This window comes from Myxococcus stipitatus DSM 14675 (genome assembly GCF_000331735.1).
Taxonomy (GTDB): domain Bacteria; phylum Myxococcota; class Myxococcia; order Myxococcales; family Myxococcaceae; genus Myxococcus; species Myxococcus stipitatus.
Map to the genome: position 1 here is coordinate 54,213 of NC_020126.1, position 24,270 is coordinate 78,482.

A 24,270-nucleotide genomic window follows, 5' to 3' on the forward strand; every position below is an offset into this window, starting at 1 on the left:
CGGGAGGCCTGTACTCGAGAGGGTTCAGGCGGTGGCGGCGGCCTGCTCGGTGCGGCGGTGCATGCGGGAGCGCAAGGCGAGCCACGTGGTGAAGAGGAGCAGCGCGACGCCCACGGCGGTGAAGGCGCCGCCCACGCGCAAGGAGGAGCGCCGGTCATCGCGTGTCACCTCGAGCGCATCCGTCTTGGGCGAGGCGAGGAAGCGCTCCACCTGCTCCTTCACGGCGATGGCTTCGCGCTCATCCGTGGCCCACTGGGCGAAGAGGGGGAACTTCCCCTGCGTCGTCTCCAGCTCCGGGCGGAAGATGGGGACGGACTTGCGGCGGGCGCTGCGGCTGCGCTCCAGCTTCACGGACTGGATGGCGTCGAGGGGCAGCTTCGCGACCTCCTCGCGGGTCAGCCAGCCGGAGCGGGTGAGGGTGCAGGGCCCGCCCGCCTCGCAGCGGAAGTCCATGCGGGACTTCCCATCGAGGAGCCACAGGCCGAGCACCAGGAAGGGCACGGCCAGGATGAAGAAGGCCACCGCCCCGATGGCGGTGGAGCGGCTGGCGAGGGGCTTGTCGTCGTCGGAAGGGGCGGGGATGGGCTCGCTCACGAGGTCTGCTCATAGACCCGTGGGGCCCGGGCTGGCAGCGGTTTCGTCAGCGGCGGAGCCCCCGGGCAAAGCCCGGTGTCGGCTTCAATAAGTTCAGGGACTTGGGGCGCCGTGCGGCCGGAGGCTCGATGGGTAGCGGACGGCCATGCGCCGCGCGTCTCCCATCCCCGGGCCCTGGTGTCTCCGCTTCAGGGTGAACACCTCAACCACCAGGGCACTCGAGCAAGGCAGGAGCCGCGCATGAAGGCCGTCGCTGTCTTTCCTGGGAAGAGGCAAGTGCGCGTCATCGACGCGCCTGAACCCGAGCTCCAGGCTCCGACCCAGGTGAAGGTGCGCACCCATGAAGTCGGCGTGTGCGGCACCGACAAGGACATCGTCTCCTTCACCTACGGCACGCCGCCTCCGGGTCTCGACTACCTCATCCTCGGACACGAGTGTCTGGGTGAAGTCGTGGAGGTCGGCCCCGCCGTCCAAGGACTCCAGAAGGGTGACTGGGTGGTGCCTCGCGTGCGCAGACCTTGCCCGCACGCCCTCTGCCCCGCATGCCGGGGCGGACACCCCGACTTCTGCATCACCGGTGACTTCACCGAGCGCGGCATCAAGGAAGCCCCTGGCTTCTGCTCGGAGCACTTCGTGGAGGACGTGGCCTATCTGCACCGTGTCGCCACCGAGTTGCATGACGTCGCCGTGCTCACCGAGCCCCTCACCATCGCGGAGAAGGCGCTGCGGCAGCTCGACCTCATCCAGGAGCGCCTGCCGTGGAGGCCCGTGCCAGGGCGCGCCGTCGTGCTGGGCGCGGGGCCCGTGGGCCAGCTCGGCGTGCTCACGCTGCTGCGGCGCGGCTTCGCCACCACCGTGTACTCGCACAGCCGAAAGCCCAACGTGAAGGCCGAGGCCGCGGAGGCCGTGGGCGCGCCCTACCTCTCCACGCAGGACATCTCCCCCGAGGAGCTGGTCCGGCGAGCAGGCGCACCCGACGTCATCTACGAGGCCGCCGGCACCGCGAAGGCCGCCTTCGAGGCGCTGAAGTCCCTGTCACCCAATGGCGTCTTCATCTTCACGGGGGTGCCGTCGAAGTCCGAACAGATGTCCCTGGGGGGCGATGACTTCCTCAAGCAGCTCGTGTTGAACAACCAGGTCCTGCTGGGCACGGTGAACGCGGCGGCCTCGGACTTCGATGCGGCGCTGGAGGACCTGGCCCGCTTCCGTGCGCGGTGGCCAGGGGGGCTCGAGCGGCTCATCACCGCGCGCCACCCTCCTGAATCCTTCTTCGACGTGGTGACGGGCAAGGCAGGCGGCGGCATCAAGCACGTCATCACCTTCACCTGAGGCGAGGTGCATATGGGGGTCGGCAGACAGGCGGTGGCGGGGGGCTCCGTGCCCATCGAGGACCACGGCGTCATCGGCGACCTGCGCACGGTGGCGCTCGTGGGGAACGAGGGAACCATCGACTGGCTGTGCTACCCGCACTTCGACAGCCCCAGCGTCTTCGCCGCGCTGCTGGACCCACAAAAGGGCGGCCACTGGCGCATCCACCCCAATCCGGACGGAGTCCTGAACAAGCAGTTCTACTGGCCGGACACCAACGTGCTGGTGACGCGCTTCTACACGGCCGACGGCGTGGGAGAGCTCATCGACTTCATGCCCATGAACAAGCGGGGCGAGAAGGAGACGCGAGAGGTGCTCCGGCGCGTGCGCGTGGTGCGCGGGGAGATGGCCTTCGAGATGGAGTGCCTCCCGGCCTTCAACTACGCCCGGGACGAGCACCAGACGCACCTCATCTCCGGAGGCGCCGCCTTCGAGTCCCCCAAGCTCCAGCTCACGCTGGCCTCCTCGCTGCCGCTGCGGCGCGTGGAGCGCGGGGTCGCCGCGAGCTTCGTGCTGCGAGAGAACCAGTCCGCCGTCTTCACCTTGCGCGAGGGCATGCGCGTGTCGTGCGAGGACCTGGTGCACAGCCACGACTCCGCGGAGGCGCTCTTCCGGGACACGGTGGAGTACTGGCGCCACTGGCTGTCGGGCTGTCAGTACACGGGGCGGTGGCGGGAGACGGTGCAGCGCTCCGCGCTCGCGCTGAAGCTGATGACGTTCTCTCCCACGGGCGCCATCGTCGCGGCCCCCACGTGCAGCCTCCCCGAGTCACCCGGTGGCTCCCGTAACTGGGACTACCGTTACTGCTGGCTCAGGGACGCGGCCTTCACCGTCTACGCGTTCATCCGCCTCGGCTTCAAGAAGGAGGCGGCGGCCTTCATGCAGTGGGTGGAGGCGCGCTGCGCGGAGCAGGGGGACGGGCCGCTGCCGCTGATGTTCTCCCTGGATGGCAGCCCCGTGCCGGAGGAGGTGGAGCTGTCGCACCTGATGGGGTACGGCGGCGCCAGGCCGGTGCGCATCGGCAACGCGGCGGCGGACCAGCTCCAGCTCGACATCTACGGCGAGCTGATGGACTCCGTGTACCTGTCCAACAAGTACGCGGCCCCCATCTCCTTCGACTTCTGGAGGCACCTGCGCCGGCTGGTGGATTGGGTGTGTGAGCACTGGAACGAGCCGGACGAGGGCATCTGGGAGGTGCGCGGCGGACGGCGCCACTTCGTGTACTCGAAGCTGATGTGCTGGGTCGCGGTGGACCGGGCCATCCGCCTGGCCGACAAGCGCAGCTTCCCCGCGGACCGGCCTCGGTGGCTCGCCGTGCGCGACACCATCTTCGAGAGCATCATGTCCAGCGGCTGGAGCGAGGAGCGCGGCTCGTTCATCCAGGCCTACGGCAAGGACACGCTGGACGCGGCGAATCTGCTGATGCCGCTGGTGTTCTTCCTGTCGCCCGTGGACCCGAGGATGTTGTCCACGCTGGACCACATGCGTCGGCCCCCGTCGAAGGGCGGGCTCACGTCGGACGGGCTGGTGTTCCGCTACGACGTGGAGGCGACGCTGGACGGCATCCCCGGCAGCGAGGGCACCTTCAACCTGTGCAGCTTCTGGTTGGTGGAGGCCATGACGCGGGCGAACCAGGCGCGGCCGGACCTGCTGGAGGAGGCCCGGCTCACCTTCGAGCGCATGCTGGGCTACGCCAACCACGTGGGCCTGTACGCGGAGCAGACGGGCATGTCCGGCGAGTCCCTGGGCAACTTCCCCCAGGCCCTCACCCACCTGTCGCTCATCAGCGCCGCGTACAACTTGGACCGGACGCTGGGCCGCAAGGACTGACGGACGGGGCGGGTGGGCATGGAACCACTCGTCCGCGGCATCCGTATTGAGGGAGAGTGAGCCTCCACCGCCTCAGGTGGGCTCACCTCCCTTGTCCACGTCATGGCCGCTCCCCAGCTCCCCTTCCCCATGTCGCCTCCTCCGCCCGGTGCTGGCCTCGCCCGGGTCTTCAAGGTCGTCCTCGCCGTGGCGGGTGTCTTGGCGCTCGCGGTGGTGGGCGTGCGCCTGCGCTACGGAGGCGGTGAGCCCTACCTGGACGTCACCGGCATGCCCCTGTTGCCGGACAGCGCGCTCGAGGAGGTGGTGCGCAGCGCGGAGCCCATCGGCAACGTGGCGGTGTCCTCGACGGGGCGGCTGTTCTACACGCTCCATCCGGAGAGCCGTCCGCCTGGGGCGAAGCTGTGGGAGTGGGTGGACGGCAAGGCCGTGCCGTTCCCCGCCGAGCCGCTCCAGAAGAAGCTCTTCGACACGGTGCTCGGCGTCACCATCGACCGACGCGACTGGCTCTGGGTCATCGACCACGGCAACCACGGCCTGGGTGTCCCCCGGCTGCTCGCGTTCGAGCTGTCCACGGGGCACCTCGCGCACGAGTTCGACTTCCCGCCGCAAGTGGCTCCGCCGGGCTCGTTCCTCCAGGACATGCGGGTCGATGCGAAGGGCGAGACGGTGTTCATTGCCGACGTGGGCTTCTGGCGGCGCTCTCCGGCGCTCGTCGTCTACGACGTGGCGAAGAAGCAGGCGCGGCGGGTGCTGGAGAAGCACGAGTCCGTCTTCCCTCGGGACTTCATCATCCGCAGCCCGCTCAAGGACATGGTGTTCTTCGGCGGGGTGGCGGCGCTGAAGTGCGGCGTGGATGGCATCGCGCTGGACCCGTCGGACGAGTGGCTGTGGTTCGCGGCGATGAACCACGACACGATGTATCGCGTGCGCACCGCGGACCTGAAGGACACGTCGCTCGACGACACGGCGCTGGCGCAGCGGATTCAGGCGGTGGGCCGCAAGCCGCTCAACGACGGGCTCAGCGCGGACACCGCGGGCAACGTGCTGATGACGGACGTGGAGCACGGGGCCGTGCTGCGCATGTCTCCGGAGGGCCGGCTGGAGACGCTGGTGAAGTCGCCGCGCATCCGCTGGGCGGACGCCCTCAACCACGGGCCGGACGGCTGGCTCTACGTGGCGGACAGCGCGCTGCCCCACTCGATGCTCCAGTCCCGTGAGCACATCCAGGCGAACGGGCCCTACTTCATCTGGCGCTTCAAGCCCGGCATCGGCGGCATCGCGGGCATGTGAGGCGAAAGCCCTGTCAGCCGTTTTCTCCCGCCGCCGTCCGGCCGCGCACGAAGGAGGACTCGGTCATGGGAGATGCACGCAATCCCAAGCGGGCCCACGAGCAGTGGAACCCGGAGCGGCTGCGCATTGGTGAAGCGGAGGTACGGGCCCTGGCGCCGTGGGTGACGGTGTCCGGGGGGTGGGCGTGGCACTTCATGGCCCCGCCCCACGCGGAGGCGGAGCTGAAGCTGTTCCACGACCACAAGGACGTGGACCTCTTCGTGGAGCCCGCGCGCTTCCCGGAGTTGATTGCGGTGCTCACCGCGCGCGGCTACCACCGCATCTGGACGCGCTTCGACGCGACCAGCACCCACTTCTACCGCTACGCGCGGCACGACGCGGGCGGCAAGGTCATCCTGGATGTCTTCGTGCGGAGCGTGCCGTCGGTGGAGGCGGCGGGTGTGCGCGTGGTGGACCCGGCCACGCTGCTCACCTTCTACGGCGACATCCACAGCACGGAGGATTGTGTCTCCGTGCTCGCCGCCCGCACGTTGCTCTCCCGGGGCGTGAGTCCCCTGGGCCGGAGGGAGCTCGTCACGCGGCCTTCGTGAGGGGGGCCTCACCCGGGGTGAGAAGGCCCCGGGGGGCGGGAGGATTCCGGCGCGGCTTTGCTCCGCGCGCCGCCCGGAGTCCTCTACAGTCGGCCTTCCCCCACTCCTCACGCTCCAGGCCATGGCCGATTCGAGACCCGCCTTCTTCCGCCTCGCTGTCCGCGTGGACGCGCACTACGACGCCGTGAGCCGGAGCCTCCGCCGCTGGTTGGGCATCGCCCCGCCGCTGCGCATCGTTCCCTATCGCGGCCACGGCTCGCCGGAGCGCGCGCTCATCAAGGCGCGGGTGATGGAGGACCGGCGCATCCGTCCCCGGCAGCACCGTCACACGCTGCTGAGCAGCGCCGTGGCTTCCTACAAGCGCTACATGACGCGCGAAATCCCGGGCGCGCACGTGGCGGTGCGCTGGGGGGACAAGCGCTGGGAGGGGACCACCGACGAGGAGGGCTTCCTGGAGCTGTGGGTGGCACCGCCGGAGGGCGTGGGCTCCGGGTGGCACGAGGTGGAGCTGGAGCTGCTCTCACCGGAGCCGGAGGGAGTGCCTCGCGTGGTGGCCCCGGTGCGGGTGGCCGGCACGGGCGCGCGCTACGGCGTCATCAGCGACATCGACGACACCGTCATCGTCACGGGCGTCACGGACCTCTTCAAGCGCGCGTGGGCCCTCTTCCTCACCGAGCACCGCGTGCGGCTGCCCTTCCCGGGCGTGGATGCCTTCTACGCGGCGCTCCAGGCGGGCGCGGAAGGAGACGCGGACAACCCCATCTTCTACGTCTCCAGCAGCCCGTGGAACCTGTACGAGCACCTGGACGAGTTCCTCGCCCTGCACCACATCCCCATGGGGCCGCTGCTGCTGCGCGACTGGGGCCTGTCCAGCCAGGGCTTCGCGCCCGGCGGCGGCCACGGGCACAAGCTCCAGAAGATTCGCGGGCTGCTCCAGGACCTGCCGCACCTGCCCTTCATCCTCATCGGCGACAGCGGGCAGGAGGACGCCGAGCACTACCGCACCATCGTCCGCGAGTTCCCCGGCCGCATCCTCTGCATCTACATCCGCAACGTGCCCGGTCGCGCGGGCCGGGCCCAGGAGCTGGAGCACATCGCCCGGGAGGTTCGCGAAGCGGGCAGCCAACTGCTGGCCGTGGACGACACCACCACCGCGGCGCGGCATGCGGCCCTGTCCGGGTGGATTCAGTGGAAGGAGGTCCGCGAGGTGGAGGCCCACCGCCGCGAGGACTCCCCGTGAGGCACCTGCCCTGAAGGGCAGGGAGATTCAGGCTGGATGTAATTTACGACAAAGGCTTGAATTCAGACCTCCAGTTGTGGCACAGGCGCCCTGGTTTTTCTGGGTTGTCTGCTGTTCCAACGCCCCTCGGGGGGGAAGTGAGTCGCGCGTGGCCAGCTGGTGCATCCGTTTCGCAGGGCGCTCTCCCCGGTGGTCCCGCGTGCGGGGGACGGACCGGGCTCCCCGCCTCTCTCGGCGGGTGTGCTCGCCGCCCCGGGCAAGGCCTCGGCCTCCGTGCCGGCTGCCGCGCCGCAAGGCCGCGTGCTCGTGGTGGACGGCGCGACCCTCGACGGTGCCCTGAGGCGGCGGGCCCTCGGCGCTTCGAGCGCCCCGGGCCCCCTCGCTCACGGGAGCGGGCGGCCCCCTTGGAACTGGGCGTGGCGGTTGGCGCGCTCCATGAGCTCGCCCTGGGCCCAGCGCTTCTCCCCATTCGCGGGCGGGGACAGGCGGCGCCAGTGGCCATCCGACTGGAGCTCCCAGGCGTGGGTGTTGTCGGCCAGGTTGCGGTCCAGCGTGTCGCGCACCTGTGAAATCAGCCCCGCGTCCTCCACCGGCGCCAGGATTTCCACGCGGTGGTCCAGGTTGCGAGGCATCAGGTCCGCGGAGCCGATGTAGCAGCGCACCTCCGTGCCGCGCTCGAAGAGGTAGACGCGCGCGTGCTCCAGGAAGCGGCCCAGCGTGGACACCACGCGGATGTTGTCGGAGACGCCGGGGATGCCCGGGCGCAGGCAGCAGATGCCTCGCACGTTGAGCTCCACCTTCACGCCCGCGCGGGACGCGTCGTAGAGGGCGCGGATGATGGCCGGGTCCACCAGCGCGTTCATCTTCATCTGGATGCGGGACGGGCGCTCCAGCGTGTGCGCGACGACGGTGCGCTTGATGTGCTCGAGCAAGCCCTCGCGCATGGTGAGGGGCGCCACCAGGAGCTTGCGGAAGCTCTTGGGGCGGCCGAAGCCCGTCAGGTAGTTGAAGAGGTCCGCCACGTCCGCGCCGATGTCCGGGTCCGTGGTGAACAGGCCCATGTCCGTGTAGAGGCGCGCCGTCTTCGGGTTGTAGTTGCCGGTGCCCACGTGCACGTAGTGGCGCACGCGCTCCCCCTCGCGCCGGACGATGAGGATGGCCTTCGCGTGGGTCTTCAGCGAGGGGATGCCGTAGACGACGTGGACGCCCGCCTCTTCCAGCGCGTTGGCCCACTTGATGTTGGTGCGCTCGTCGAAGCGGGCCTTGAGCTCCACCATGCACACGGCCTGCTTGCCGTTCTCCGTCGCCGTTATCAGCGCGGGCACCAGCGGGGAGCTGTCGGAGGTGCGGTACACGGTCTGCTTGATGGCGAGCACGTCCGGGTCCGCCACCGCCTCCGTGACGAAGCGCTCCACCGATGAGCTGAACGAGTCATAGGGGTGGTGCACCAGGAGGTCGCCCCGCCGCATCGCCGCCATCACCGTGCCGGCCTCGGGCGGCGCGTCCGGGTCCGGCCTCAGCCGAGGCTGCGAGACAGGCGCCCACGGCGGGTCCTTCAGCTCGGGGAAGCCGGGCGCGAAGGCGATGGACTGCACGTCGCCCAGCCCCAAGAGCCCCTGCTCCTCGTACACCTGGCGAGGCTCCAGCCCCAGCGCCTCCACCAGCGGCTCCAGCAGCTTGGGGCTCATGCCCGCCTGGACCTCCAGCCGGATGACGTCTCCGAACCGGCGCTGGCGCAGCTCCGTCTCCACCGCCTTGAGCAGGTCCTCCGCGTCCTCGGACACGGTGAAGTCCGCGTCGCGGGTGACGCGGAACAGGCTCCAGCTCAGCACCTCCATGCCCGGGAACAGGTCCCCCAGGTGCTGGGCGATGACCTCCTCCAGCGGCACGAAGACATGGCCCTTCAGCGGCAGGAAGCGGGGCAGCAACTCCTTGGGCACCTTCACCCGGGCCACGCTCTCCTCGTCCGCCTGCGGGTCTCGCAGGAGGACGGCGAGGCTGAGCGACAGGTTGGAGATGTACGGGAAGTGCCGGCCCAGGCCGATGGCCAGCGGGGTGAGCACGGGAAATATCTGCTCCCGGAAGCGCTGGTCCACCTGGGCGCGCTGGTCGGCGTCCAAGTCCTTGGCGCTGAGGATGCGCAGGCCCTTCTCCGCGAGCGCGGGCCGCAGCAGCTTCTCGAAGATGGCGCTGTGGCGCTTGCTCTGCTCGAAGATGCCCTCGTGCAGCTTGTCGAGCGTGGTGCCCGGCGCCGCCCCATCCGGCACCAGTCGCGCCACGCCGCCGCGCACCTGCTCGTGCAACCGCGCGACGCGAATCATGAAGAACTCGTCCAGGTTGCGCGCGTAGATGGCGACGAACTTCAGCCGCTCGAGCAGGGGCTCGTCCGACGACTCCGCCAACTGGAGCACCCTGTCGTTGAAGGCCAGCCAGGACAGCTCGCGATTGAAGAAGAGCCCTTCATCCATCTCCACCCCCGCTGGAAGGACATCTCGCTCCAAGGGCTTCTGGGTGACGCTGCGTCCGGCAACGCCTCGCTTCGCCATCTTTCGCGACTCCTGTTTCCTACCTCGGCGGGGGATGTAGCAGGCCAGCCTCCCGGCGATTGTGAACTTAGACGTCACGAAAGGAAGCCCACCTGGGGTGGGTCCGTGCTCGGGAAGTTGCCGAGCGAGCGTTCACGGATATCACGCGTGGAGTTTCTTGCATCCGCGCTGTTGGAACGGCATGTCAGTCGACGTGAGCCCGACAGAGAACCCTTCGAGTGCCTCCCTGGCCGTCCCCCCGACGGATGCCAGCAACCTCTTCACGGCATACGACAAGGAGGGCCGGGCACAGAAGGGCCGGTGGGCCGCGGCGCTGGTGGCGGCCATCATCCCGGTGACGCTGGCGGTGGGCTTCTGGGTGCTGGCGCGCGAGGAGGCCGTGACGTTCCGCGTCGTGACGCCCCATGGCTTCAAGTCCATCACCGGCGGGATGACCTCCGACCAGGTGGTGGCGCTGCTGGGCCGCCCCATGACGCGTGAGCAGGACGCGACGGGCGCGGACTGCTACCGCCACGGCACGCCGTCGATGGAGAAGGAGTTCTTCCTCGTCTACTCGGTCTGCTACCAGGACGGAAAGCTGCGGGACGTGAAGCAGCAGAAGTACTCCGCCTGGAACGTCGACCCGGCCACGGGGAGCTTCCAGCCGCCGGCCACGGACACGCCGCCCGCGCAGGAAGCCGTCCCGTCGGGCACGGCGGGTTAGCCGTCCAACGCGGGCCCGTCCCTGGGGCGGGGATGGGCGGCCATGGACCGCGGGCCCACCTTGCTGGGCGCGGGACCTCGGTGTGAGGGGTGTCCTGCCCGGAGGGGGGCGGCGTGGGGCGGCGGTGGACGTTCTCACAGCGCGTCGGCGCGGGGTTCATCGCGTCCCTGCTGGTGGCGCTGGCGCTCGCGGTGACGTCCGCGGTGGCGCTCCTGTCCGTGCGCACCCACCAGAAGGCCAGCCTGCTCGAGCTGTCCATGGACCTGCTGGAGGTGGAGCGGCTGCGCCGCGCCTTCAGCGACAAGGTGTCCAGCGAGCGCGGCTATGCGCTGTCGGGTGACACGCTCTTCGCGGAGGAGATGGTGGCCTCGCGTGAGCGCTTCATCTCCATCGCCGGGAGGCTGGAGGCGCGCCTCGTCGTGGAGCCCGCGTCGTCGCTCCTGGGCTCGGCCATGCGCGCGGAGCAGGAGCACGAGCAGGCCGTGCGGGAGCTCGTCGTCGCGCACGCGGCCAACGTGCCTCGCTCCAAGCTGGAGCGCCTGTTCGAGGAGCGCGTGGGCACCACGCGTCTGCGCGCCTATGAGTCCCTGCAGCAGCTCTCCGCCAACGCGGAGGAGCAGCTCGCGCGGGGCATCCAGACGGCGGTGGACGTGGATGAGCGGGTGCTCGGCCTCACCCTCGTCGCCGCGAGCCTGGGCCTCGCGGTGGCGGCGGTGCTGGCGTGGGTGCTGCTGCGGCGGCTGCGGCCCTTGCGTGAGGAAGCGGACGACAGCGCGCGGCGCTTCCAGCTCCTCGTCGAGGGTGTGCAGGACTACGCGCTCCTGCTCCTGGACGCGCGCGGCCGCGTGGCGAGCTGGAACCCGGGGGCCACGCGAATCACCGGCTACGAGGCCTCCGAGGTGGTGGGCGAGCCGGTGGACCTCTTCTATCCCCCGGAGTCCGCCGCGCTGGGCGTGCCGGAGAAGGACCTGGCGCGAGCGCGCAGGGACGGGCGGCTGCGCACGGAGGGGTGGCGGCGGCGCAAGGACGGCTCGAGCTTCTTCGCGGAGGCGCTCATCAACGTGCTGCGCGACGAGAGCGGCGCGCTGCGGGGCTACGCGGAGGTGACGCGCGACATCACCGAGCGCCGTCGCGCCGAGCGCACGCAGGGCCTGTTCGCGGAGGCCGGCCGGGTGTTCCAGCAGTACCCGGAGCCGGACCTGATGGTGGCGGAGCTGTCTCGGATGATGGTGCCCGAGGTGGCGGATGGGTGTGTCCTCTACGTGCTGACGCCTTCCGGCCAGCTGCGGCCCCGGGTGGTGAAGCACGCGGACGAGGAGAAGGAGCCCCTCTTGTGGGAGGCGGTGCGGCGACACCAGCCGTCGCCGGACACGCCTCGGGGGCTGTGGCAGGTGATGCGCACCGGACGCTCGCACCGGGTCGCGGACGTGACACCGGAGATGCTCGCGAAGAACGCGGAGGACGCCGAGCACCTGCGGATGATGGAGCAGGTGGGCGTCCGCTCGTACCTGGCGGTGCCGCTGCGCTCGGGGGAGAAGGCGCAGGGGGTGCTGGTGTTGCTCACGTCCTCGCCGGAGCGGCGGCTGACGCAAGGGGACCAGGTCTTCATGGAGGAGCTGGCCGGACGCGCGGCGCTGGCGCTGGACAACACCCGGCTGCTGCGGGAGTCGCGCGAGGCGGTGGAGCTCATCGGCATCGCGGCGCATGACTTGGGCAACCCCCTCAACACCCTCCAACTGCTGCTGCGCAAGCTCCAGCGACAGGGCCCGGGCATGGCGCCGGAGAAGCTGCGCGACGGCCTGGCCGCGGCGCTGAAGCAGACGCAGCGCCTGGGGCAGCTGCTGCTCAACCTGTTGGACTTGTCTCGCTTGTCCGCGGGACGTCTGGTGTTGGACGTGGCGACGGTGGACCTGGCGGACCTGGCGCACGAGGTGGTGGAGCGCTTCGCGGCGTACGCCTCCGAGCAGGGCAGCAAGCTGGTCTTCGACGCGGAGCTGGGGCTGGTGGGCGGCTGGGACAGGCTGCGGCTGGACCGGGTGGTGACGAACCTCTTGTCCAACGCGCTGAAGTTCGGCGCGGGACAGCCGGTGGAGGTGCGCGTGGAACGCGCCGGGCTGTCACGGGCGCGGCTGGTGGTGAAGGACCACGGCGTGGGCATCCCCCCGGAGGCGCAGCGCAGGATCTTCGACCGCTTCGAGCAGGTGCCTTCGGAAGGGCGCCATGCGGGCTTCGGGCTGGGGCTCTACATCGTCCGGCAGCTCGTGGACGCGCACGGGGGCTCGGTCCACGTGGAGAGCTCTCCGGGCGAGGGCTCCACCTTCACCGTGGAGCTGCCCTTGTTGCAGCAAGGCTCGGAGCGGGAGCTTCCCGGCACCGAGCCCCCTGTCCTGCCTTGACGCTAGAGCGGCGGGAGCGCGCTGGACGGCTCGAGGACCAGGACATGGACCTCCTCGTCCGCGACGGGCCGGTGCTCCACGCCCCGAGGGAGGACCAGCAGCTCGCCGGGCTCCACCTCGACGGAGCGCTCGCGCAGCTCCACGCGCAGCCGGCCATGGAGGACCAGGTACAGCGTGTCGTCATGCGCGTGCCGGCGCCATGGCCCGTCACCCTGGAGCTTCATGAGCTGGACGCGCTGGCCGTTGAGCGCGCCCAGGGCCCGGGGGGCCTCGTGGGCCGAGAAGAGGGTCAGCTCCCGGGCCAGGTGGACCTTGTCCACCGGCACCTCGACGGGGGAGGACGTCGCGTCGTTGGAGCACGCGTCCTCGGAGGCGGGCTCGGTGCGTCGACGGGAATCCCAGCGAGGGGGGCGGGCGATGGCGGTGTTGGGACTGCGAGTGGGCGCGCTCATAGGAACCTGATGTCTGTCTTTATGGCCAGACATCGCCGTTCCTGCACCGGCCCCCGAGCATCGGGGTCGACTACCCGACGAAGCGTCCGTCGCCTTCAGTCTGGATAGAACATCGGGTCGCGCGTGGTGACGAAGGACGAGATGACGGACGCCACTTCGTGAGGCAGCCCGGTGAACTGGACGCCCACGCCCGGCATCAGCTCCGGCGTGCGGGAGTTGGCCTCGCGCACCCAGCGCACCACGCCCGTCACCTTCATGGGCCGGCCTCCGGGCAGCGTGAAGTCCAGCTCCACCTGCGTGCCGCGAGGCACCGCGTCCACCGTGGCGATGAAGACGCCGCCCTCGCTGATGTCCATGGAGAAGCCGGTGAAGAAGTTGGAGTCACTGCGCATGTCGATGGACGTGTGCATCCGCACGCGCCCGTTGCGCCGCGCCTCCACGCCCTCCGCGCTGCTCGTCCGGGCGGGCCCTGGCATGGCGGGGACCGCCTCTCCCCGGGCCTGGGCCTGGGTGGCGGCGCGGGCCAGTTCCGCCTGTCTCACGCGGGCCGCCTCCTGCTGCGCGCGCGTGGAGGCCTCCTGGCGCGCCCGGGTCCGGGCCGAGGAGGCTTCCACCTGCTGCCGCAGGGCCGACTCGGCGTCCGCCACGGCGCGCGTCACCTGGGCCAGTTGCTCCTGCTGGATGCGCAGCGCGGCCTGCGCCTCCACGCCCACCCGCTTGCGGGCCTCCAGGGCCTTCTCGCGGGCCTCGAGGGCCTTCTCCCGCGCGGCGTCCACGCTCAGGGCGGGCACCCGTGCGGCCTGGAGCCTGGAGGCCTGCTCGCCCACCTGGGGGTCGGCCTCCGGGTCCTGGTGGGCCTGGGCCAGCGCGGCCTTCACGCCTTCCAGCCGGGTGGAGAGCGCGGCGGCCTCCGCCTGGGCACGCGTGAGCTGTTCAGCGAGCCGGGACTCCTGGGTGGACAGCTCGCTCTCGATGCGAGCCAGCTCAGCCTCACGGGAACCCAGCGTGGATGCACGGGCAGCGGCGGACGACGAGGTCATTTCTTGGGACTCCGGAGGCCCGCCACTGTAGCAGGCTCCCCGGGAAGTCCACGCGCGACGGGGAGTGGGTCAATCCGCGCCCTTGATACAGGCGACGGGCTTGAGGCGGCGCGCCACCTTGGCCAGCCCCGCCATCTCCACCGTCTCCAGCACGTCCTCCAGGTTCTTGTAGCAGGGGCCGGACTCGTCGAGCGGGGTGTGGCGGGTGTTGAGGAGGATGCCGGACTCCGCCATGCGCGCGTCGGTGACGTCCTGCTTGAGCACGCGGCGCGCCTCGCCCCGAGACAGGCGGCGGCCGGAGCCGTGGTTCACCGAGTAGATGGACTTGGACGCCCCTTCCTCCGCGAAGAGGATGGCGCTGCCCGTCTCCATGGAGCCGGGAATCAGGATGGGGTGCCCGGTGCCCTCCCACGTCGTCTTCTTGAGCGAGGGGTGTCCCGCGGGGAACGCGCGCGTGGCGCCCTTGCGGGCGACGAACTTCCCGGCCTCCTTCTGGATGAGGTTGTGGGAGATCTCGTAATAGACGCTCGCGGTGCCGCCGAACACGTCCTCCAGCGCGGCGCACACGGCCTCGCCGATGATGAGCCGGTTGGCCACGGCGAAGTTGGCGGCCATGTTGTGGAGGTTCCAGTACTCACGGCCCAGCGGGCTGTCGGCGTCCAGCCAGACGAAGTCCTCGCTGCGACTCTTGAGGCCCAGCTGCGCGGCGCCCTCCACGAAGAAGTGCTTGGCGATGTTCCACCCGAAGCCGCGGCTGCCGGTGTGGAGCATCACCCAGACGCGGCCCTCCTCGTCCACCTGCATCTCGGTGAAGTGGTTGCCGCCGCCCAGGCTGCCCAACTGGCCGCGCTTCTCGTAGGCGCGGTCGGGGATGTCCACCCGGTCATCCTCCACGGGGATGAAGTCGCGCTCGGTGATGGCGGAGCCTCGGCCCAGGGCCTTGGCGCCATGCCGCACCACGTCGGCGAAGGCCTTGTCGGACACCTTGCGCTGGTGCTGCACGCGGCTGGCGCCCACGCCCACCGCGATGCGGCGAGTCACCTGCTCAATCCACTGGCGGCGCTTGGCGACGTCCGCCACGTCCTCGGCGGTGAGGGTCGTCTGCAATTGCACCATGCCGCAGCCGATGTCGTAGCCCGCGGCGGTGGGCAGGAGGATGCCGTCGGTCTCCACCACGGTGCCGATGGGGACGCCATAGCCCACATGGCAGTCCGGGGTGACGGCGACTCGGGTGACGCCCGGGAAGGACGCGGCGTTGACCACCTGGTCGAAGACGGCGTCCTCGAGCGCCGGGAGGTCGGGCCCCTCACCCCAGAGCAGCTTGTCGGACAGGAACAGGTTCGCGTCCACCCGCATGCTCTTGGTCTTCGGCAGGACGTAGTGGCCCTCGGCGACCTTCTCCAATCGTTGTTTCCAGCTCATGACCATGTCCTCCCTGGAGGGGCAAACGCGCGCGAGGGACGGCAACGTCCGAAACAAGCTGACGCCCGGGTGCGGGTGCACCCGAGTGTCTCCGAGAATGCGGCGGGAGGAAGCGGAAAGGCGAGCGGATCTCCGAGCCGCACGGGCGTCCACGTCCACACGAACGGACGAGCGAGAGTCGGCTCTCGTGCGATGCGCGGGAATTGGATCAACGCGGGGCTTGCCGCATTCCCGCGTCAGGCGCATCCATTGGCCATCCAGGCAGGGGGTGGGCGATGGGTTTCCTCAGTGGGATTTTCCTGGCGGTGGCGTTGCAAGCCGTGCCAGCGGATTCGTTGGCGGGTCCGGTGTTCAACCCGTCGATTTGCGCGAAGAAGCGGGTGGACGCATGTGGTTGCCACCATGTGTATGGGATTCGGCACTGCCACCCGAACCGCAAGGGCGAACACTGCGAGGCGCCGGTGAAGGCGCAGGTGTCCGCGTCGGAGACCCCTGAGACGACGGAGGCCCCGGTCCTGGAGAGCCGTGAGGCGGAGCAGGCCGCCCCGCGGAAGGCGCCGTCGGCGAAGCCCGCGAGCTCGCCCCACAAGAAGCGCTTCGACCCGAAGAAGTCCGTGGCGATGTAGCGCGGCGACGCGCTGCTCCAGTGTGTCCTTCCTTCAGCGCCGCTGGGCGACGATGCGCAGGCCGACGGGTTTGAACACACCCTCGGCGATGCGCTGGCGCTCGGTGGCGAAGATGTATTCGGCCATGCGCTCCTGAGCGGGGGTGTGGCCGTGGTGCCCCCGGGCCAGGTAGCGGAACAGGTAGGGCCCGCGCGTGACGTGCTGGAGCTCGAAGCCCCCGTCGCGCAGCGCGCTCACCATGTCATCCCCGGTGTGGAGTGGCTCGTCGTGGTGCAGGTGCTCATGGCGCCAGCGCTCGAGCGGGGCTTCGTCCGGCGTGCCATGGACGGCCTCGGGTGGGAAGTGGCCTCCGGCCGCGAGCAGATCCTGCGCGTCGTAGTACCAGCGCGCGGTGGGGGCGTCCGGAGCGGCCAGGTCGAAGTCATCCACGACGAGGGTGCCTCCGGGCACCAGCAGCTCGCGCAGCTTCGCCACGGACGCGTCGAGCGGCGAGAGGTGGTGGAGCACGGCCACCGCGACCAGGGCGTCGAAGGGCTGGGAGGCGAAGCGCAGCAGGGGGACCTGCTCGAAGCGCACCCCGGGCGGGCGCGGTGTGTCGCGCAGCCGAGCGTCGATGGCGACGACGTCGTGGCCCTCCGCCGCGAGCTGTCCGGCGAGTGCTCCCTCCCCACAGCCGACCTCCAGGATGCGGTGATGCCGGGCCACCGCGGGGCGGACGAACGCGTGTGTCTCTCGAAGGTGGATGGGGAGCATGGGTGCCCCCATCGTGGTCCTGGAGGACCGGGAGGAACAAGCGTGGGTCAGTGCGTGAGCTGGAGGGGCTCGTCGTCCTCGGGCAGCTCCGCTGGCGTGACGACGGACTCCGCGCGGCTCAAGGACAGCGGGCCTTCGGCGCGGATGACGACCCAGGCGGACTGAGGCGAGGAGCGCAGGGCGACGGCGTTGGGGCTCAGCCAGCGCAGCTCGGGGCGGTAGCCCATCGCGGGAGGCTCGGGGGTGATGCGCGGCGGAGGCGTGTGAGGGGTGGAGGCTCCCGTGGCCTGGGCCTGGCCTTTGGGGGCCGTGTCCAGCTCGCGGCCCGCGCGAGGCGTGGGGAGTGTCACGGGCACCAGCGTGGGGGGTGTCTGGGGTCGCTCGTCCCGGCGCACCTTCGTCGCGGTGGGTGGGAGGCGCGACTCGGAGGGCTTCATCTTCACGGGAGCGATGGTGGGCGCCGCGGGCAGCGGTCCCGCGGAGGAGGCCTCCTCCGCCGCGCGCAGGACGAAGGCGGGCGGTGGAGGCGGAGGCGTGCCTCCACGCGACTCCGCGCGCGAGGGCTCCTCGAGGATGTCATTGGCGGTGATGTAGAGCCGCTCATCCTCCAGCGCCGTCGCGGGGGGATGGGATGTCTGTCCAAGGCGGGCGACATCCGAGGACAGCTCCGGGTCGCGCGGGTCCACCGCGAGCGCGGCGCGCAGTGCGGTGCGAGCGCGGGCCTCGCAGCCTTGGGAGAGCAGCAGCTCCGCGGCCATGCGGTAGGACGCCACGGCGCCTGGACGGTCTCCCGCGCGGCGGCAGATTTCGGCGTGGCGCACGCGTGCGTTCGGGTCCTTGGGCATCAAGCGGACGATGCGCGCGAGGACCTCCGCGCACTCGGCATACCGTTCCTGGATGAACAGCGACCGCGAGGTCTCCTTCAGGGTCTTCAGCTGGGTCTGTACGCGCTCGCTCATCGTCCTGCCCTCCGAACGGATGCAGGGTGAGAGAAGCAGGCAGCGTGCCGACAGGACGCGCTCGGCGCGAAGCGTTGCATGCCTTTCGGCGATAGTGGCTCCAGGAACGAACCGGCGTTGTCACGTGGTCATCCGGGTTGCACCCGAGGACAGCGTCACCAGGGCAGTCAGCGTGAGACCTGGGGCGCGGGGCCTGTAGAAAAGAGGGCCGGCGCTGTAACAATGATAGCCTGCCGTGCCGGAATCCTTCCGGTAGCGGACCCGAGGCGTGCAAGTCGATGCATCGCAGCCGCTTCCACTCCTTCGTCCAGCACTGGCCAGCATCGGCGATGAGCGGCGTGGACGAGTCCCTGCTGGAGGCGCTGCTGACGTCGTGGGTTTCCACAGGGCGTCAGGCGTGGCCGGAGGTGGCGCTCGCGGAGGAGGACTTCCTGCGGCACCTGGCCCAGCGGCTGGTGCCGGGAGATGTGTCCTCGCTGACGTCGGAGGAGGTCCCCGTGGCGGACCTCTATCTCGCGTGTGCCTGCGCCAGGGGACTCCCCGCGGCGCACGCGGCGTTGGAGCGGCACTTCCTCTCGAAGGTGGCGCGAGCGGTCTCCCGGGTCCGAGGGGGCGGCGTGGACGCGGAGGAGGTGCTCCAGCAGTTGCGCCAGCGGCTGCTCACCGCGGAGGGGAGGACCGAGCCGCGCATCGCGGAGTACCGGGGGACCGCGCCGCTGTCCGCGTGGTTGCGAGCGGCGGCGGTGCGCACGGCGCTCAACCTCCAGCGCGCGGAGGGGCGGCGCGCCAGGGTGGAGCAGGAGGCGGAAGGGGCGGTGCTGGGGGGAGACGTCGAGTTGGACTACCTCCGGCGGCGTCACCACCAGGACTTCCGCGAGGCCCTGGTGGTGGCGGTCGCGAGCCTCTCTCCGCGAGAGCGCACGGTGCTGCGGCTGCATGTGGTGGAGGGGGTGAACCTGGAGCGCATCGGCGCGATGTACCGCACGCACAAGTCCACGGTGTCGCGCTGGGTGGCGCACGCGAGGCAGACATTGCTGGCGCGGGTGCGTGAGTCCCTGGCGGAGCGCCTCCAGTTGTCGCTCGGCGAGCTGAACAGCCTGATGCTCGCGGTGGGCGGGCAGCTGGACCTCAGCCTCCCGGGTCTGCTGAGAGAATCCGCGTAGGCCCCGACTTTCTTCACGAAGCCGTGCAACGGGATGAAGTGGCCGGTGTCACCCCGATGAAGGCCAGGCATTGGTGCCTCGCTTCACGAACGGAAGGACGGACCTCATGCGGAACGGACTGAAGGGACTCGCCGTGTTGGCGTCGCTGCTGATGGGAACGAGCGCGCTGGCGGAGGAGCGCATCGAGCTGAAGGTGGGGGCCCACCATGTGCTCACCGTGAAGGGGCTGAACAAGGTGGCGCTGGGAGACCCTGAAACGGCGGAGGTGAAGACGCTGGGGGCGGGCAAGCTCGACATCCAGGGCAAGGCGGAGGGGACCACCCAACTGCTGGTGTGGAGCGCCGGTGGCAAGAAGGAGGCGTACACGCTGGTGGTGACGAAGGACGGCGCGAAGCCCGCCACCGAGACGAAATAGCCCCGCCCCCGAGGTGGCCCCGGGCAACCTGCGCGAGAATGCCTGGACCTCATGAGCCCGGTGCCACCTCCTCCCTCCTGTCCCGATGAGAACGTGCTCGCGGCCTTCGCGAGCGGAGCGCTGCCCCCGGTGGACATCTCCGGCGTGGCCGCGCACCTGGATGCCTGCGAGGACTGCCGGGCCCTGGTCGCGGTGGTGGCGGCCGAGGACTCCCTGACGGACGTGAACCCCCACTCCCAGGTGTCCACACCCGCCGGACACCTGACGCACGCGCTGCTTCGAGAGGGGACTCGGCTGGGCCCCTACGTCCTGCGAGAGCTGCTGGGCGTGGGGGGCATGGGCGTGGTGTACGCGGCGGAGGACCCGAGGCTGGCGCGCAGGGTGGCGGTGAAGCTGCTGCGCCCCATGGCCGAAAGCGAAGAGGGAGAGGGCCGCACGCGCTTGTCCCGAGAGGCCCAGGCCATGGCGCGCCTCTCCCATCCCAACGTGCTGCCTGTCTTCGAGCTGGGCGCCTCGGATGGCTGTGATTACCTGGTGATGGAGTGGGTGGAGGGGACGACGCTCGCGGGCTGGCTGCGGGAGCGCGAGCGCTCCTGGGAGGAGGTGCTGGAGACGTTCCTCGCGGCGGGAGCGGGCCTCGTGGCGGCGCATCGCGAGGGCCTGGTGCATCGCGACTTCAAGCCCTCCAACGTGCTCGTGGGCAAGGATGGCCGCGCACGGGTGATGGACTTCGGCCTGGCCCGGCGATGGCGGAGCGGAGACCCCGCCGCACCCGTCGCGCCTTCCACCTCGCCCACGGACCTCGAGCAGACGGTCCTCACCCGCGAAGGCGCCGCGCCAGGGACCCCCGCGTACATGTCTCCCGAGCAGCGCCAGGGCCTTGCCGTGGACGCGCGAAGCGACCAGTACAGCTTCTGCGTCGCGCTCCACGAAGCGCTTCACGGAGAGCGTCCCTCGGAGGCACTCGCGCGGAGGTCCTCGAAGGTGCCTCGACACCTCCAGGCCGCGCTGGCCCAAGGTCTCGCGAGGGAGCCCTCCGCGCGCCATTCCTCGATGGAGGCCTTGCTCCAAGCGCTCTCGACACCCGCGACAGCGAAGTCACCGCGGTGGGGCTGGGGGGCGGTGGCCCTGGGAGTCGTCCTGGGGCTCGCCCTGTGGAAGTGGCGCGGGGACGAATGGGTGCCCCTGGGGGACTCGGAGACCTCGGCTTTCCACCAGGAGGTCGAGGCCGCGAGGAAGGGGGGCGGCAACATCTTCTTCCCGCTGGTGATGGGGGAGCCGCGTACGCTGGAGCTCTCGAACCTGTCGCGCATCGCCATCGGGCAGCAGGGACTGGTGAATATTCAGACCGTGGAGAATGGCCTGCTCCTCACCCCGCTGGAGTCCGGTGCCTCGCACCTGCTGGTGTGGACCCGAGCGGGCGAGCGGCGCCTGTACACAGTCTCTGTTTCCGGGAAGTGAAGCGTTTGTAATCGTGGATGAAGCACTGGCGCGGCAGCTCGTGTCTGCTCTTTTCTCCTCCGGGACGAGGCTGCGATGATGCGTGCATCTCATGAAGCCGCAGCGTCCAGTCCTCCCCACGAGCTGTCCCGACAAGAAGCTGCTCATGAGCCTTGTGCAGGGGGCGCTGTCCTCCGCGAAGGCGGCGGGATTGGCGGCGCATCTGGACTCGTGTGAGAGCTGTCGCGCGCTCGTGGGGGAGAGCACGCTACCGGACCTGGACCCGGAGCCGCAGGAGGCGGCAGCCGTCACGCACAAGCACCCCCCGCCGCCCAAGGGACAGGCGCCTGGCATCTCGGCCCTGGCCTTCCCGAAGGGGACGCGACTGGGCCCCTATGTGCTGGGCGAGATGCTGGGCCTGGGAGGCATGGGCGTGGTGTACGTCGCGGAGGACAGCCGACTGGGGCGCAAGGTGGCGCTGAAGCTCTTGCGCCCCGCCCGCAAGGGAGTGGAGGAGGAGCGCCGAGGCCGCCTGCTGCGCGAGGCGCAGGCGATGGCGCGGGTGTCCCATCCCAACGTGCTGCCCGTCTTCGAGCTGGGCTCCGCGGAGGGGCGCGACTACCTGGCGATGGAGTGGGTGGAGGGGACGACGCTCGCGGGGTGGCTGCGCGAGCAGGAGCACTCCTGGGAAGAGGTGCTGGAGAAGTTCCTCGCGGCGGGTGCGGGGCTCGCGGCGGCGCATCGCGAGGGCCTGGTGCATCGCGACTTCAAGCCGGCGAACGTCCTGGTGGGCAAGGACGGGCGCGTGCGGGTCACGGACTTCGGGCTCGTCCGGCGGTGGCAGGCGGAAGCGGGTCCGCTCGACGAGACGGAGCTGATTCTCACGCGTGCGGGCACCACGCTGGGCACGCCCGCGTACATGTCTCCGGAGCAGCGCCGGGGACGGCGCGTGGACGCGCGGAGCGACCAGTACAGCTTCTGCGTCGCGCTGTACGAAGCCCTGCAGGGCGAGCGCCCCGCACAGCAGAAGGTGGACGAGGCTCAGCCGCCCTCGTCGTCTCGCCTGCGACCGAGCACGGGCCGGATTCCGGAGCATGTGCTGAGCGCGCTGTCCCGGGGCCTGTCGCATCCGCCGGCGGCGCGCTTCACGTCCATGGAGCCCTTGCTCCAGGCGCTCTCGCGCTCCCCGGGCTCACGCGAGTGGAGGTGGCTGGGCGTGGGGGCGCTGCTGCTGCTCCTCTTGGGAGGAGGGCTCGGCCTGGTGTTCTGGAGCCAGGCGCAGAGCGGGCGGGAGAGGACCGAGGGAGGCGAGGACCGCCTCGAGCTGCGCCCAGGAGAGTCCCGCACCGTGTTGGTCTCGGGCATCCGGGAGGCCTTGGTGGAGGCCCCGCACCTCATGGAGGCGAAGGTGTCGGACGGCAAGCTCCAGCTCAAGGGGCTGGAGCCCGGGGTGACTCGCATGACGGTGTCGTACCTGGATGGGATGGAGAAGGTCTACACGGTCTCCATCCAGTAGCCCGGAGCGAGGTGGTCAGCGCCCGCCGCGAGGCGCCTGTCGGGCCTGCCTGGGCGTCTCCTGTCCCAGCATCCGGTACGCGCTCTGACGGTGCTGCTTCATCATGGTCAGCGTGTCGTCGAGCATCCCCTTCAGCTCGGTGTTGCTGGAGAACTGCTGCTGTCCGGCCATCACCATGGCGATGTTCGAGTCATGGTCTCCCACCATGACGGCCAGGTAGCCCCGGTCGAACGTGGGGCCGCGGCGCAATGGGAGCTCCTCCATGAGGGCGTGCTCCGTGTTGCCCATGGCCTTGGCGAGCGGCGTCGTCGCCTCGGGCTCCCCCAACTGGAAGCCCTTCGACTTCGCGTACGTCAAGAGCTTCTGGTCCGCCTTGCCGTGCTCGCGCTCCATGCGCGCGCCGAAGTCCTTCACGTCCTGGGACGCGCCGTTCTTCTGGGCGAGCTGTCCCATCTGAATCTCCATCTGGTTGCCGTGGTGGAGGAGCTCCAGGAAGGACTTCTCGTCGGTGGGCACGGGCAAGAGGCCCTCCTTCATCCACTTCATCGCCTGCGCATCGGGCTCGCCCGAGCCGCCCGTCGCGGGTGCGTCCTCGAGCGCCTGCTTGCGCAGGTCCTCGCCCTGGTCGATGGCGTCCGCCTCTCCCGCGCGAATCATGCCCTGGCTGTCACCGGTGCCGTTCTGCGGAGGCGCCGAGTCCTGCGCCACCGCCGCGCCGCCCAGACAGAGAATGCCAGCCAGCATCCAACCGTTCCGTCGAGTCATCGCCTGCCTCCCGAGAAGGGGTTCCTGGGGAGGAAGGTGGCGATGTCCCGACGCGAAAGGCCACGGTGCGCCGAGGGAGCGGACAGCAGCTCCTCCCCTCGGACGCGCTGCTCAGAGGCTCAGGGCTCCGAGAGCAGGAACAGGGCGTTCGCGCTGGCGATGGGGCGGGTGCGGTCGTCCTGCCAGGCCTCGACGCGCACGTTGGCGACGCGGCGTCCCTGTCGCGTGATGAAGGCCTTCGCGAAGGTGTCCTGGGCCTTGCCCGAGCGCAGGAAGTCCACCGTGAGGGAGATGACCTTGGGGACGCGCTGGGTCTCCGTCTGGAGCAGGAGCTCGAAGATGGCGGAGCACTCCAGCAGCGCGCCCAGCGTGCCGCCGTGCAGCGCGGGCAGGAAGCTGTTGCCGATGAGCTTGGGCGTGTACGTCATCCGGCAGAGCATCTCACCGGCCAGGTGCTCCACGCCGATGCCCATGAAGCGCGCATAGGGGATGGCGTCGGTGAGGCGGCTGTACTCGCGCGTCTTGCGCACCTGGAGGACCAACTCGGCGAGCGTGGGGGAAGGTTGCGTGTCGCTCATGTCCGTCACTCCTCCAGCCGCATGAAGGTGCCCTGCGCGGAGGCCACCGGATTGCTCTTGTCACCCTGGTGCACCAGGGCGCGGACGAAGGCGACTTGTCGCGTGGCGCGGTAGCACTCGGCCACTGCGGTGAGCGAGATGCCGGGGCGGGCGGGGCGCAGGTAGTCGATGCGCAGGTCCAGCGTCACCAGCGGCAGGAAGCGACCGAAGCGGAGGATGACGGCGGAGCCACACGCCGCGTCGATGAGCGTCGTCACCGCGCCGCCCGCGATGACGCCCGTCTCCGGGTTGCCCACGAGGAAGTCCGCGTAGGGCAATTCGACGACGGCCTCCGCGGGGCCGATGTCCAGGAGCTTCAGTCCCAGCGCGTGGTTGTGGGGAACGATGTCCGTGTAGAACAGGGAGCAGCGTTCCATCCGCTCAGCCTTGTCTTCGGGGAGCTTGAAGTCATCCGACATGGGGAGCGGATAACAGAATCACGCGGGGATGGCGCGTGACGAATCGCGTCGGAGCCTCTCGGATGGACGCTCAGGAACAGGGAGGGCGGGACTCCTGTTGAGGGGCGCCAGGCCTGCCTGCCCGGG

General features: G+C 70.2%; 22 protein-coding genes. 12 read left to right on the top strand and 10 right to left on the bottom strand.

Features of this window, described 5'->3' with window-relative positions; all coding sequences use genetic code 11:
- Nucleotides 1-24 precede the first annotated feature (24 nt).
- Nucleotides 25-594 carry a hypothetical protein gene (locus MYSTI_RS00220; protein WP_015345666.1) on the bottom strand — a complete coding sequence of 190 codons (570 nt, stop codon included), beginning with the start codon at nt 592-594 and terminating at the stop codon, nt 25-27.
- 240 nt (nt 595-834) lie between these two features.
- Between MYSTI_RS00220 and MYSTI_RS00225 the strand changes: the two genes are divergently transcribed.
- The 5 genes from MYSTI_RS00225 (at nt 835) to MYSTI_RS00245 (ending at nt 6,912) form a co-directional block, all read left to right on the top strand.
- Nucleotides 835-1,923, top strand: a complete 1,089-nt coding sequence (locus MYSTI_RS00225; protein WP_015345667.1) for a glucose 1-dehydrogenase — start codon at nt 835-837, stop codon at nt 1,921-1,923.
- Nucleotides 1,924-1,935: 12 nt separating this feature from the next.
- Nucleotides 1,936-3,792, top strand: a complete 1,857-nt coding sequence (locus MYSTI_RS00230; protein WP_015345668.1) for a glycoside hydrolase family 15 protein — start codon at nt 1,936-1,938, stop codon at nt 3,790-3,792.
- A gap of 102 nt (nt 3,793-3,894) precedes the next feature.
- Complete coding sequence (locus MYSTI_RS00235; RefSeq protein ID WP_015345669.1) at nt 3,895-5,082, top strand: L-dopachrome tautomerase-related protein; 1,188 nt, start codon at nt 3,895-3,897, stop codon at nt 5,080-5,082.
- Between the two features lie 65 nt (nt 5,083-5,147).
- The gene (locus tag MYSTI_RS00240; protein ID WP_015345670.1) at nt 5,148-5,672 is read left to right on the top strand and encodes a hypothetical protein; all 525 of its coding nucleotides are present in this window, start codon (nt 5,148-5,150) and stop codon (nt 5,670-5,672) included.
- 121 nt (nt 5,673-5,793) lie between these two features.
- Entirely contained in the window at nt 5,794-6,912 is a 1,119-nt protein-coding gene (locus MYSTI_RS00245) for an App1 family protein phosphatidate phosphatase (protein WP_015345671.1), read from the top strand.
- Nucleotides 6,913-7,295: 383 nt separating this feature from the next.
- Here MYSTI_RS00245 and ppk1 read toward each other — a convergent pair whose 3' ends face one another.
- Nucleotides 7,296-9,458 (bottom strand): polyphosphate kinase 1, encoded by a 2,163-nt coding sequence (ppk1, locus tag MYSTI_RS00250; protein WP_015345672.1) that lies wholly within the window; start codon nt 9,456-9,458, stop codon nt 7,296-7,298.
- A gap of 181 nt (nt 9,459-9,639) precedes the next feature.
- Here ppk1 and MYSTI_RS00255 point away from each other — a divergent pair, with 181 nt between their 5' ends.
- Nucleotides 9,640-10,161, top strand: coding sequence for a hypothetical protein (locus tag MYSTI_RS00255; protein ID WP_015345673.1), 522 nt, complete (start codon nt 9,640-9,642; stop codon nt 10,159-10,161).
- Nucleotides 10,162-10,250: 89 nt separating this feature from the next.
- A complete protein-coding gene (locus tag MYSTI_RS00260; RefSeq protein WP_233278114.1) occupies nt 10,251-12,557 on the top strand; it encodes a sensor histidine kinase in 2,307 nt (768 codons plus the stop codon).
- Between the two features lie 2 nt (nt 12,558-12,559).
- Here MYSTI_RS00260 and MYSTI_RS00265 read toward each other — a convergent pair whose 3' ends face one another.
- The 3 genes from MYSTI_RS00265 to MYSTI_RS00275 all read right to left on the bottom strand — a co-directional run bounded on the left by MYSTI_RS00265 (nt 12,560) and on the right by MYSTI_RS00275 (nt 15,471).
- Nucleotides 12,560-13,009, bottom strand: coding sequence for a cupin domain-containing protein (locus MYSTI_RS00265; protein ID WP_015345675.1), 450 nt, complete (start codon nt 13,007-13,009; stop codon nt 12,560-12,562).
- 95 nt (nt 13,010-13,104) lie between these two features.
- Nucleotides 13,105-14,049: a TIGR02266 family protein gene (locus tag MYSTI_RS00270; RefSeq protein WP_015345676.1), complete on the bottom strand. Its 945-nt coding sequence runs from the start codon at nt 14,047-14,049 to the stop codon at nt 13,105-13,107.
- Between the two features lie 69 nt (nt 14,050-14,118).
- Complete coding sequence (locus MYSTI_RS00275; RefSeq protein ID WP_015345677.1) at nt 14,119-15,471, bottom strand: RtcB family protein; 1,353 nt, start codon at nt 15,469-15,471, stop codon at nt 14,119-14,121.
- Nucleotides 15,472-15,746: 275 nt separating this feature from the next.
- On the opposite strand from MYSTI_RS00275, the gene MYSTI_RS00280 reads away from it, so the two are divergent.
- The gene (locus MYSTI_RS00280) at nt 15,747-16,097 is read left to right on the top strand and encodes a hypothetical protein (RefSeq protein ID WP_015345678.1); all 351 of its coding nucleotides are present in this window, start codon (nt 15,747-15,749) and stop codon (nt 16,095-16,097) included.
- Between the two features lie 33 nt (nt 16,098-16,130).
- On the opposite strand, the gene MYSTI_RS40375 is transcribed toward MYSTI_RS00280, so the two are convergent.
- Both MYSTI_RS40375 and MYSTI_RS00290 read right to left on the bottom strand, forming a co-directional pair.
- On the bottom strand, nt 16,131-16,850 hold the full coding sequence (locus MYSTI_RS40375) for a class I SAM-dependent methyltransferase (protein WP_052350843.1): 720 nt from the start codon (nt 16,848-16,850) through the stop codon (nt 16,131-16,133).
- A gap of 47 nt (nt 16,851-16,897) precedes the next feature.
- On the bottom strand, nt 16,898-17,809 hold the full coding sequence (locus MYSTI_RS00290) for a tetratricopeptide repeat protein (protein WP_015345680.1): 912 nt from the start codon (nt 17,807-17,809) through the stop codon (nt 16,898-16,900).
- A 278-nt stretch (nt 17,810-18,087) separates the two neighbouring features.
- Between MYSTI_RS00290 and MYSTI_RS00295 the strand changes: the two genes are divergently transcribed.
- The 4 genes from MYSTI_RS00295 to MYSTI_RS00310 all read left to right on the top strand — a co-directional run bounded on the left by MYSTI_RS00295 (nt 18,088) and on the right by MYSTI_RS00310 (nt 22,343).
- On the top strand, nt 18,088-18,972 hold the full coding sequence (locus MYSTI_RS00295) for a sigma-70 family RNA polymerase sigma factor (RefSeq protein WP_015345681.1): 885 nt from the start codon (nt 18,088-18,090) through the stop codon (nt 18,970-18,972).
- A 106-nt stretch (nt 18,973-19,078) separates the two neighbouring features.
- Nucleotides 19,079-19,387 (top strand): pilus assembly protein N-terminal domain-containing protein, encoded by a 309-nt coding sequence (locus MYSTI_RS00300; RefSeq protein ID WP_015345682.1) that lies wholly within the window; start codon nt 19,079-19,081, stop codon nt 19,385-19,387.
- Between the two features lie 51 nt (nt 19,388-19,438).
- Nucleotides 19,439-20,848, top strand: coding sequence for a protein kinase domain-containing protein (locus MYSTI_RS00305; RefSeq protein ID WP_015345683.1), 1,410 nt, complete (start codon nt 19,439-19,441; stop codon nt 20,846-20,848).
- Nucleotides 20,849-20,993: 145 nt separating this feature from the next.
- Nucleotides 20,994-22,343 carry a serine/threonine-protein kinase gene (locus MYSTI_RS00310; RefSeq protein ID WP_233278115.1) on the top strand — a complete coding sequence of 450 codons (1,350 nt, stop codon included), beginning with the start codon at nt 20,994-20,996 and terminating at the stop codon, nt 22,341-22,343.
- 15 nt (nt 22,344-22,358) lie between these two features.
- On the opposite strand, the gene MYSTI_RS00315 is transcribed toward MYSTI_RS00310, so the two are convergent.
- The 3 genes from MYSTI_RS00315 to MYSTI_RS00325 form a co-directional block, all read right to left on the bottom strand.
- Nucleotides 22,359-23,108, bottom strand: coding sequence for a DUF4142 domain-containing protein (locus MYSTI_RS00315; RefSeq protein ID WP_015345685.1), 750 nt, complete (start codon nt 23,106-23,108; stop codon nt 22,359-22,361).
- A 119-nt stretch (nt 23,109-23,227) separates the two neighbouring features.
- Nucleotides 23,228-23,686, bottom strand: a complete 459-nt coding sequence (locus MYSTI_RS00320; RefSeq protein ID WP_015345686.1) for a PaaI family thioesterase — start codon at nt 23,684-23,686, stop codon at nt 23,228-23,230.
- 5 nt (nt 23,687-23,691) lie between these two features.
- The gene (locus MYSTI_RS00325) at nt 23,692-24,102 is read right to left on the bottom strand and encodes a PaaI family thioesterase (RefSeq protein ID WP_233278116.1); all 411 of its coding nucleotides are present in this window, start codon (nt 24,100-24,102) and stop codon (nt 23,692-23,694) included.
- Nucleotides 24,103-24,270: the final 168 nt, after the last annotated feature.

What these genes read in the sequence shown, in the direction of transcription:
- MYSTI_RS00225 (WP_015345667.1), top strand. Translation starts at nt 835, where the DNA reads ATGAAGGCCGTCGCTGTCTTTCCTGGGAAGAGGCAAGTGCGCGTCATC.
- MYSTI_RS00230 (WP_015345668.1), top strand. Translation starts at nt 1,936, where the DNA reads ATGGGGGTCGGCAGACAGGCGGTGGCGGGGGGCTCCGTGCCCATCGAG.
- MYSTI_RS00235 (WP_015345669.1), top strand. Translation starts at nt 3,895, where the DNA reads ATGGCCGCTCCCCAGCTCCCCTTCCCCATGTCGCCTCCTCCGCCCGGT.
- MYSTI_RS00240 (WP_015345670.1), top strand. Translation starts at nt 5,148, where the DNA reads ATGGGAGATGCACGCAATCCCAAGCGGGCCCACGAGCAGTGGAACCCG.
- MYSTI_RS00245 (WP_015345671.1), top strand. Translation starts at nt 5,794, where the DNA reads ATGGCCGATTCGAGACCCGCCTTCTTCCGCCTCGCTGTCCGCGTGGAC.
- ppk1 (WP_015345672.1), bottom strand. Translation starts at nt 9,458, where the DNA reads ATGGCGAAGCGAGGCGTTGCCGGACGCAGCGTCACCCAGAAGCCCTTG.
- MYSTI_RS00255 (WP_015345673.1), top strand. Translation starts at nt 9,640, where the DNA reads ATGTCAGTCGACGTGAGCCCGACAGAGAACCCTTCGAGTGCCTCCCTG.
- MYSTI_RS00265 (WP_015345675.1), bottom strand. Translation starts at nt 13,009, where the DNA reads ATGAGCGCGCCCACTCGCAGTCCCAACACCGCCATCGCCCGCCCCCCT.
- MYSTI_RS00270 (WP_015345676.1), bottom strand. Translation starts at nt 14,049, where the DNA reads ATGACCTCGTCGTCCGCCGCTGCCCGTGCATCCACGCTGGGTTCCCGT.
- MYSTI_RS00275 (WP_015345677.1), bottom strand. Translation starts at nt 15,471, where the DNA reads ATGAGCTGGAAACAACGATTGGAGAAGGTCGCCGAGGGCCACTACGTC.
- MYSTI_RS00280 (WP_015345678.1), top strand. Translation starts at nt 15,747, where the DNA reads ATGGGTTTCCTCAGTGGGATTTTCCTGGCGGTGGCGTTGCAAGCCGTG.
- MYSTI_RS40375 (WP_052350843.1), bottom strand. Translation starts at nt 16,850, where the DNA reads ATGCTCCCCATCCACCTTCGAGAGACACACGCGTTCGTCCGCCCCGCG.
- MYSTI_RS00290 (WP_015345680.1), bottom strand. Translation starts at nt 17,809, where the DNA reads ATGAGCGAGCGCGTACAGACCCAGCTGAAGACCCTGAAGGAGACCTCG.
- MYSTI_RS00295 (WP_015345681.1), top strand. Translation starts at nt 18,088, where the DNA reads ATGCATCGCAGCCGCTTCCACTCCTTCGTCCAGCACTGGCCAGCATCG.
- MYSTI_RS00300 (WP_015345682.1), top strand. Translation starts at nt 19,079, where the DNA reads ATGCGGAACGGACTGAAGGGACTCGCCGTGTTGGCGTCGCTGCTGATG.
- MYSTI_RS00305 (WP_015345683.1), top strand. Translation starts at nt 19,439, where the DNA reads ATGAGCCCGGTGCCACCTCCTCCCTCCTGTCCCGATGAGAACGTGCTC.
- MYSTI_RS00310 (WP_233278115.1), top strand. Translation starts at nt 20,994, where the DNA reads ATGAGCCTTGTGCAGGGGGCGCTGTCCTCCGCGAAGGCGGCGGGATTG.
- MYSTI_RS00315 (WP_015345685.1), bottom strand. Translation starts at nt 23,108, where the DNA reads ATGACTCGACGGAACGGTTGGATGCTGGCTGGCATTCTCTGTCTGGGC.
- MYSTI_RS00320 (WP_015345686.1), bottom strand. Translation starts at nt 23,686, where the DNA reads ATGAGCGACACGCAACCTTCCCCCACGCTCGCCGAGTTGGTCCTCCAG.
- MYSTI_RS00325 (WP_233278116.1), bottom strand. Translation starts at nt 24,102, where the DNA reads ATGGAACGCTGCTCCCTGTTCTACACGGACATCGTTCCCCACAACCAC.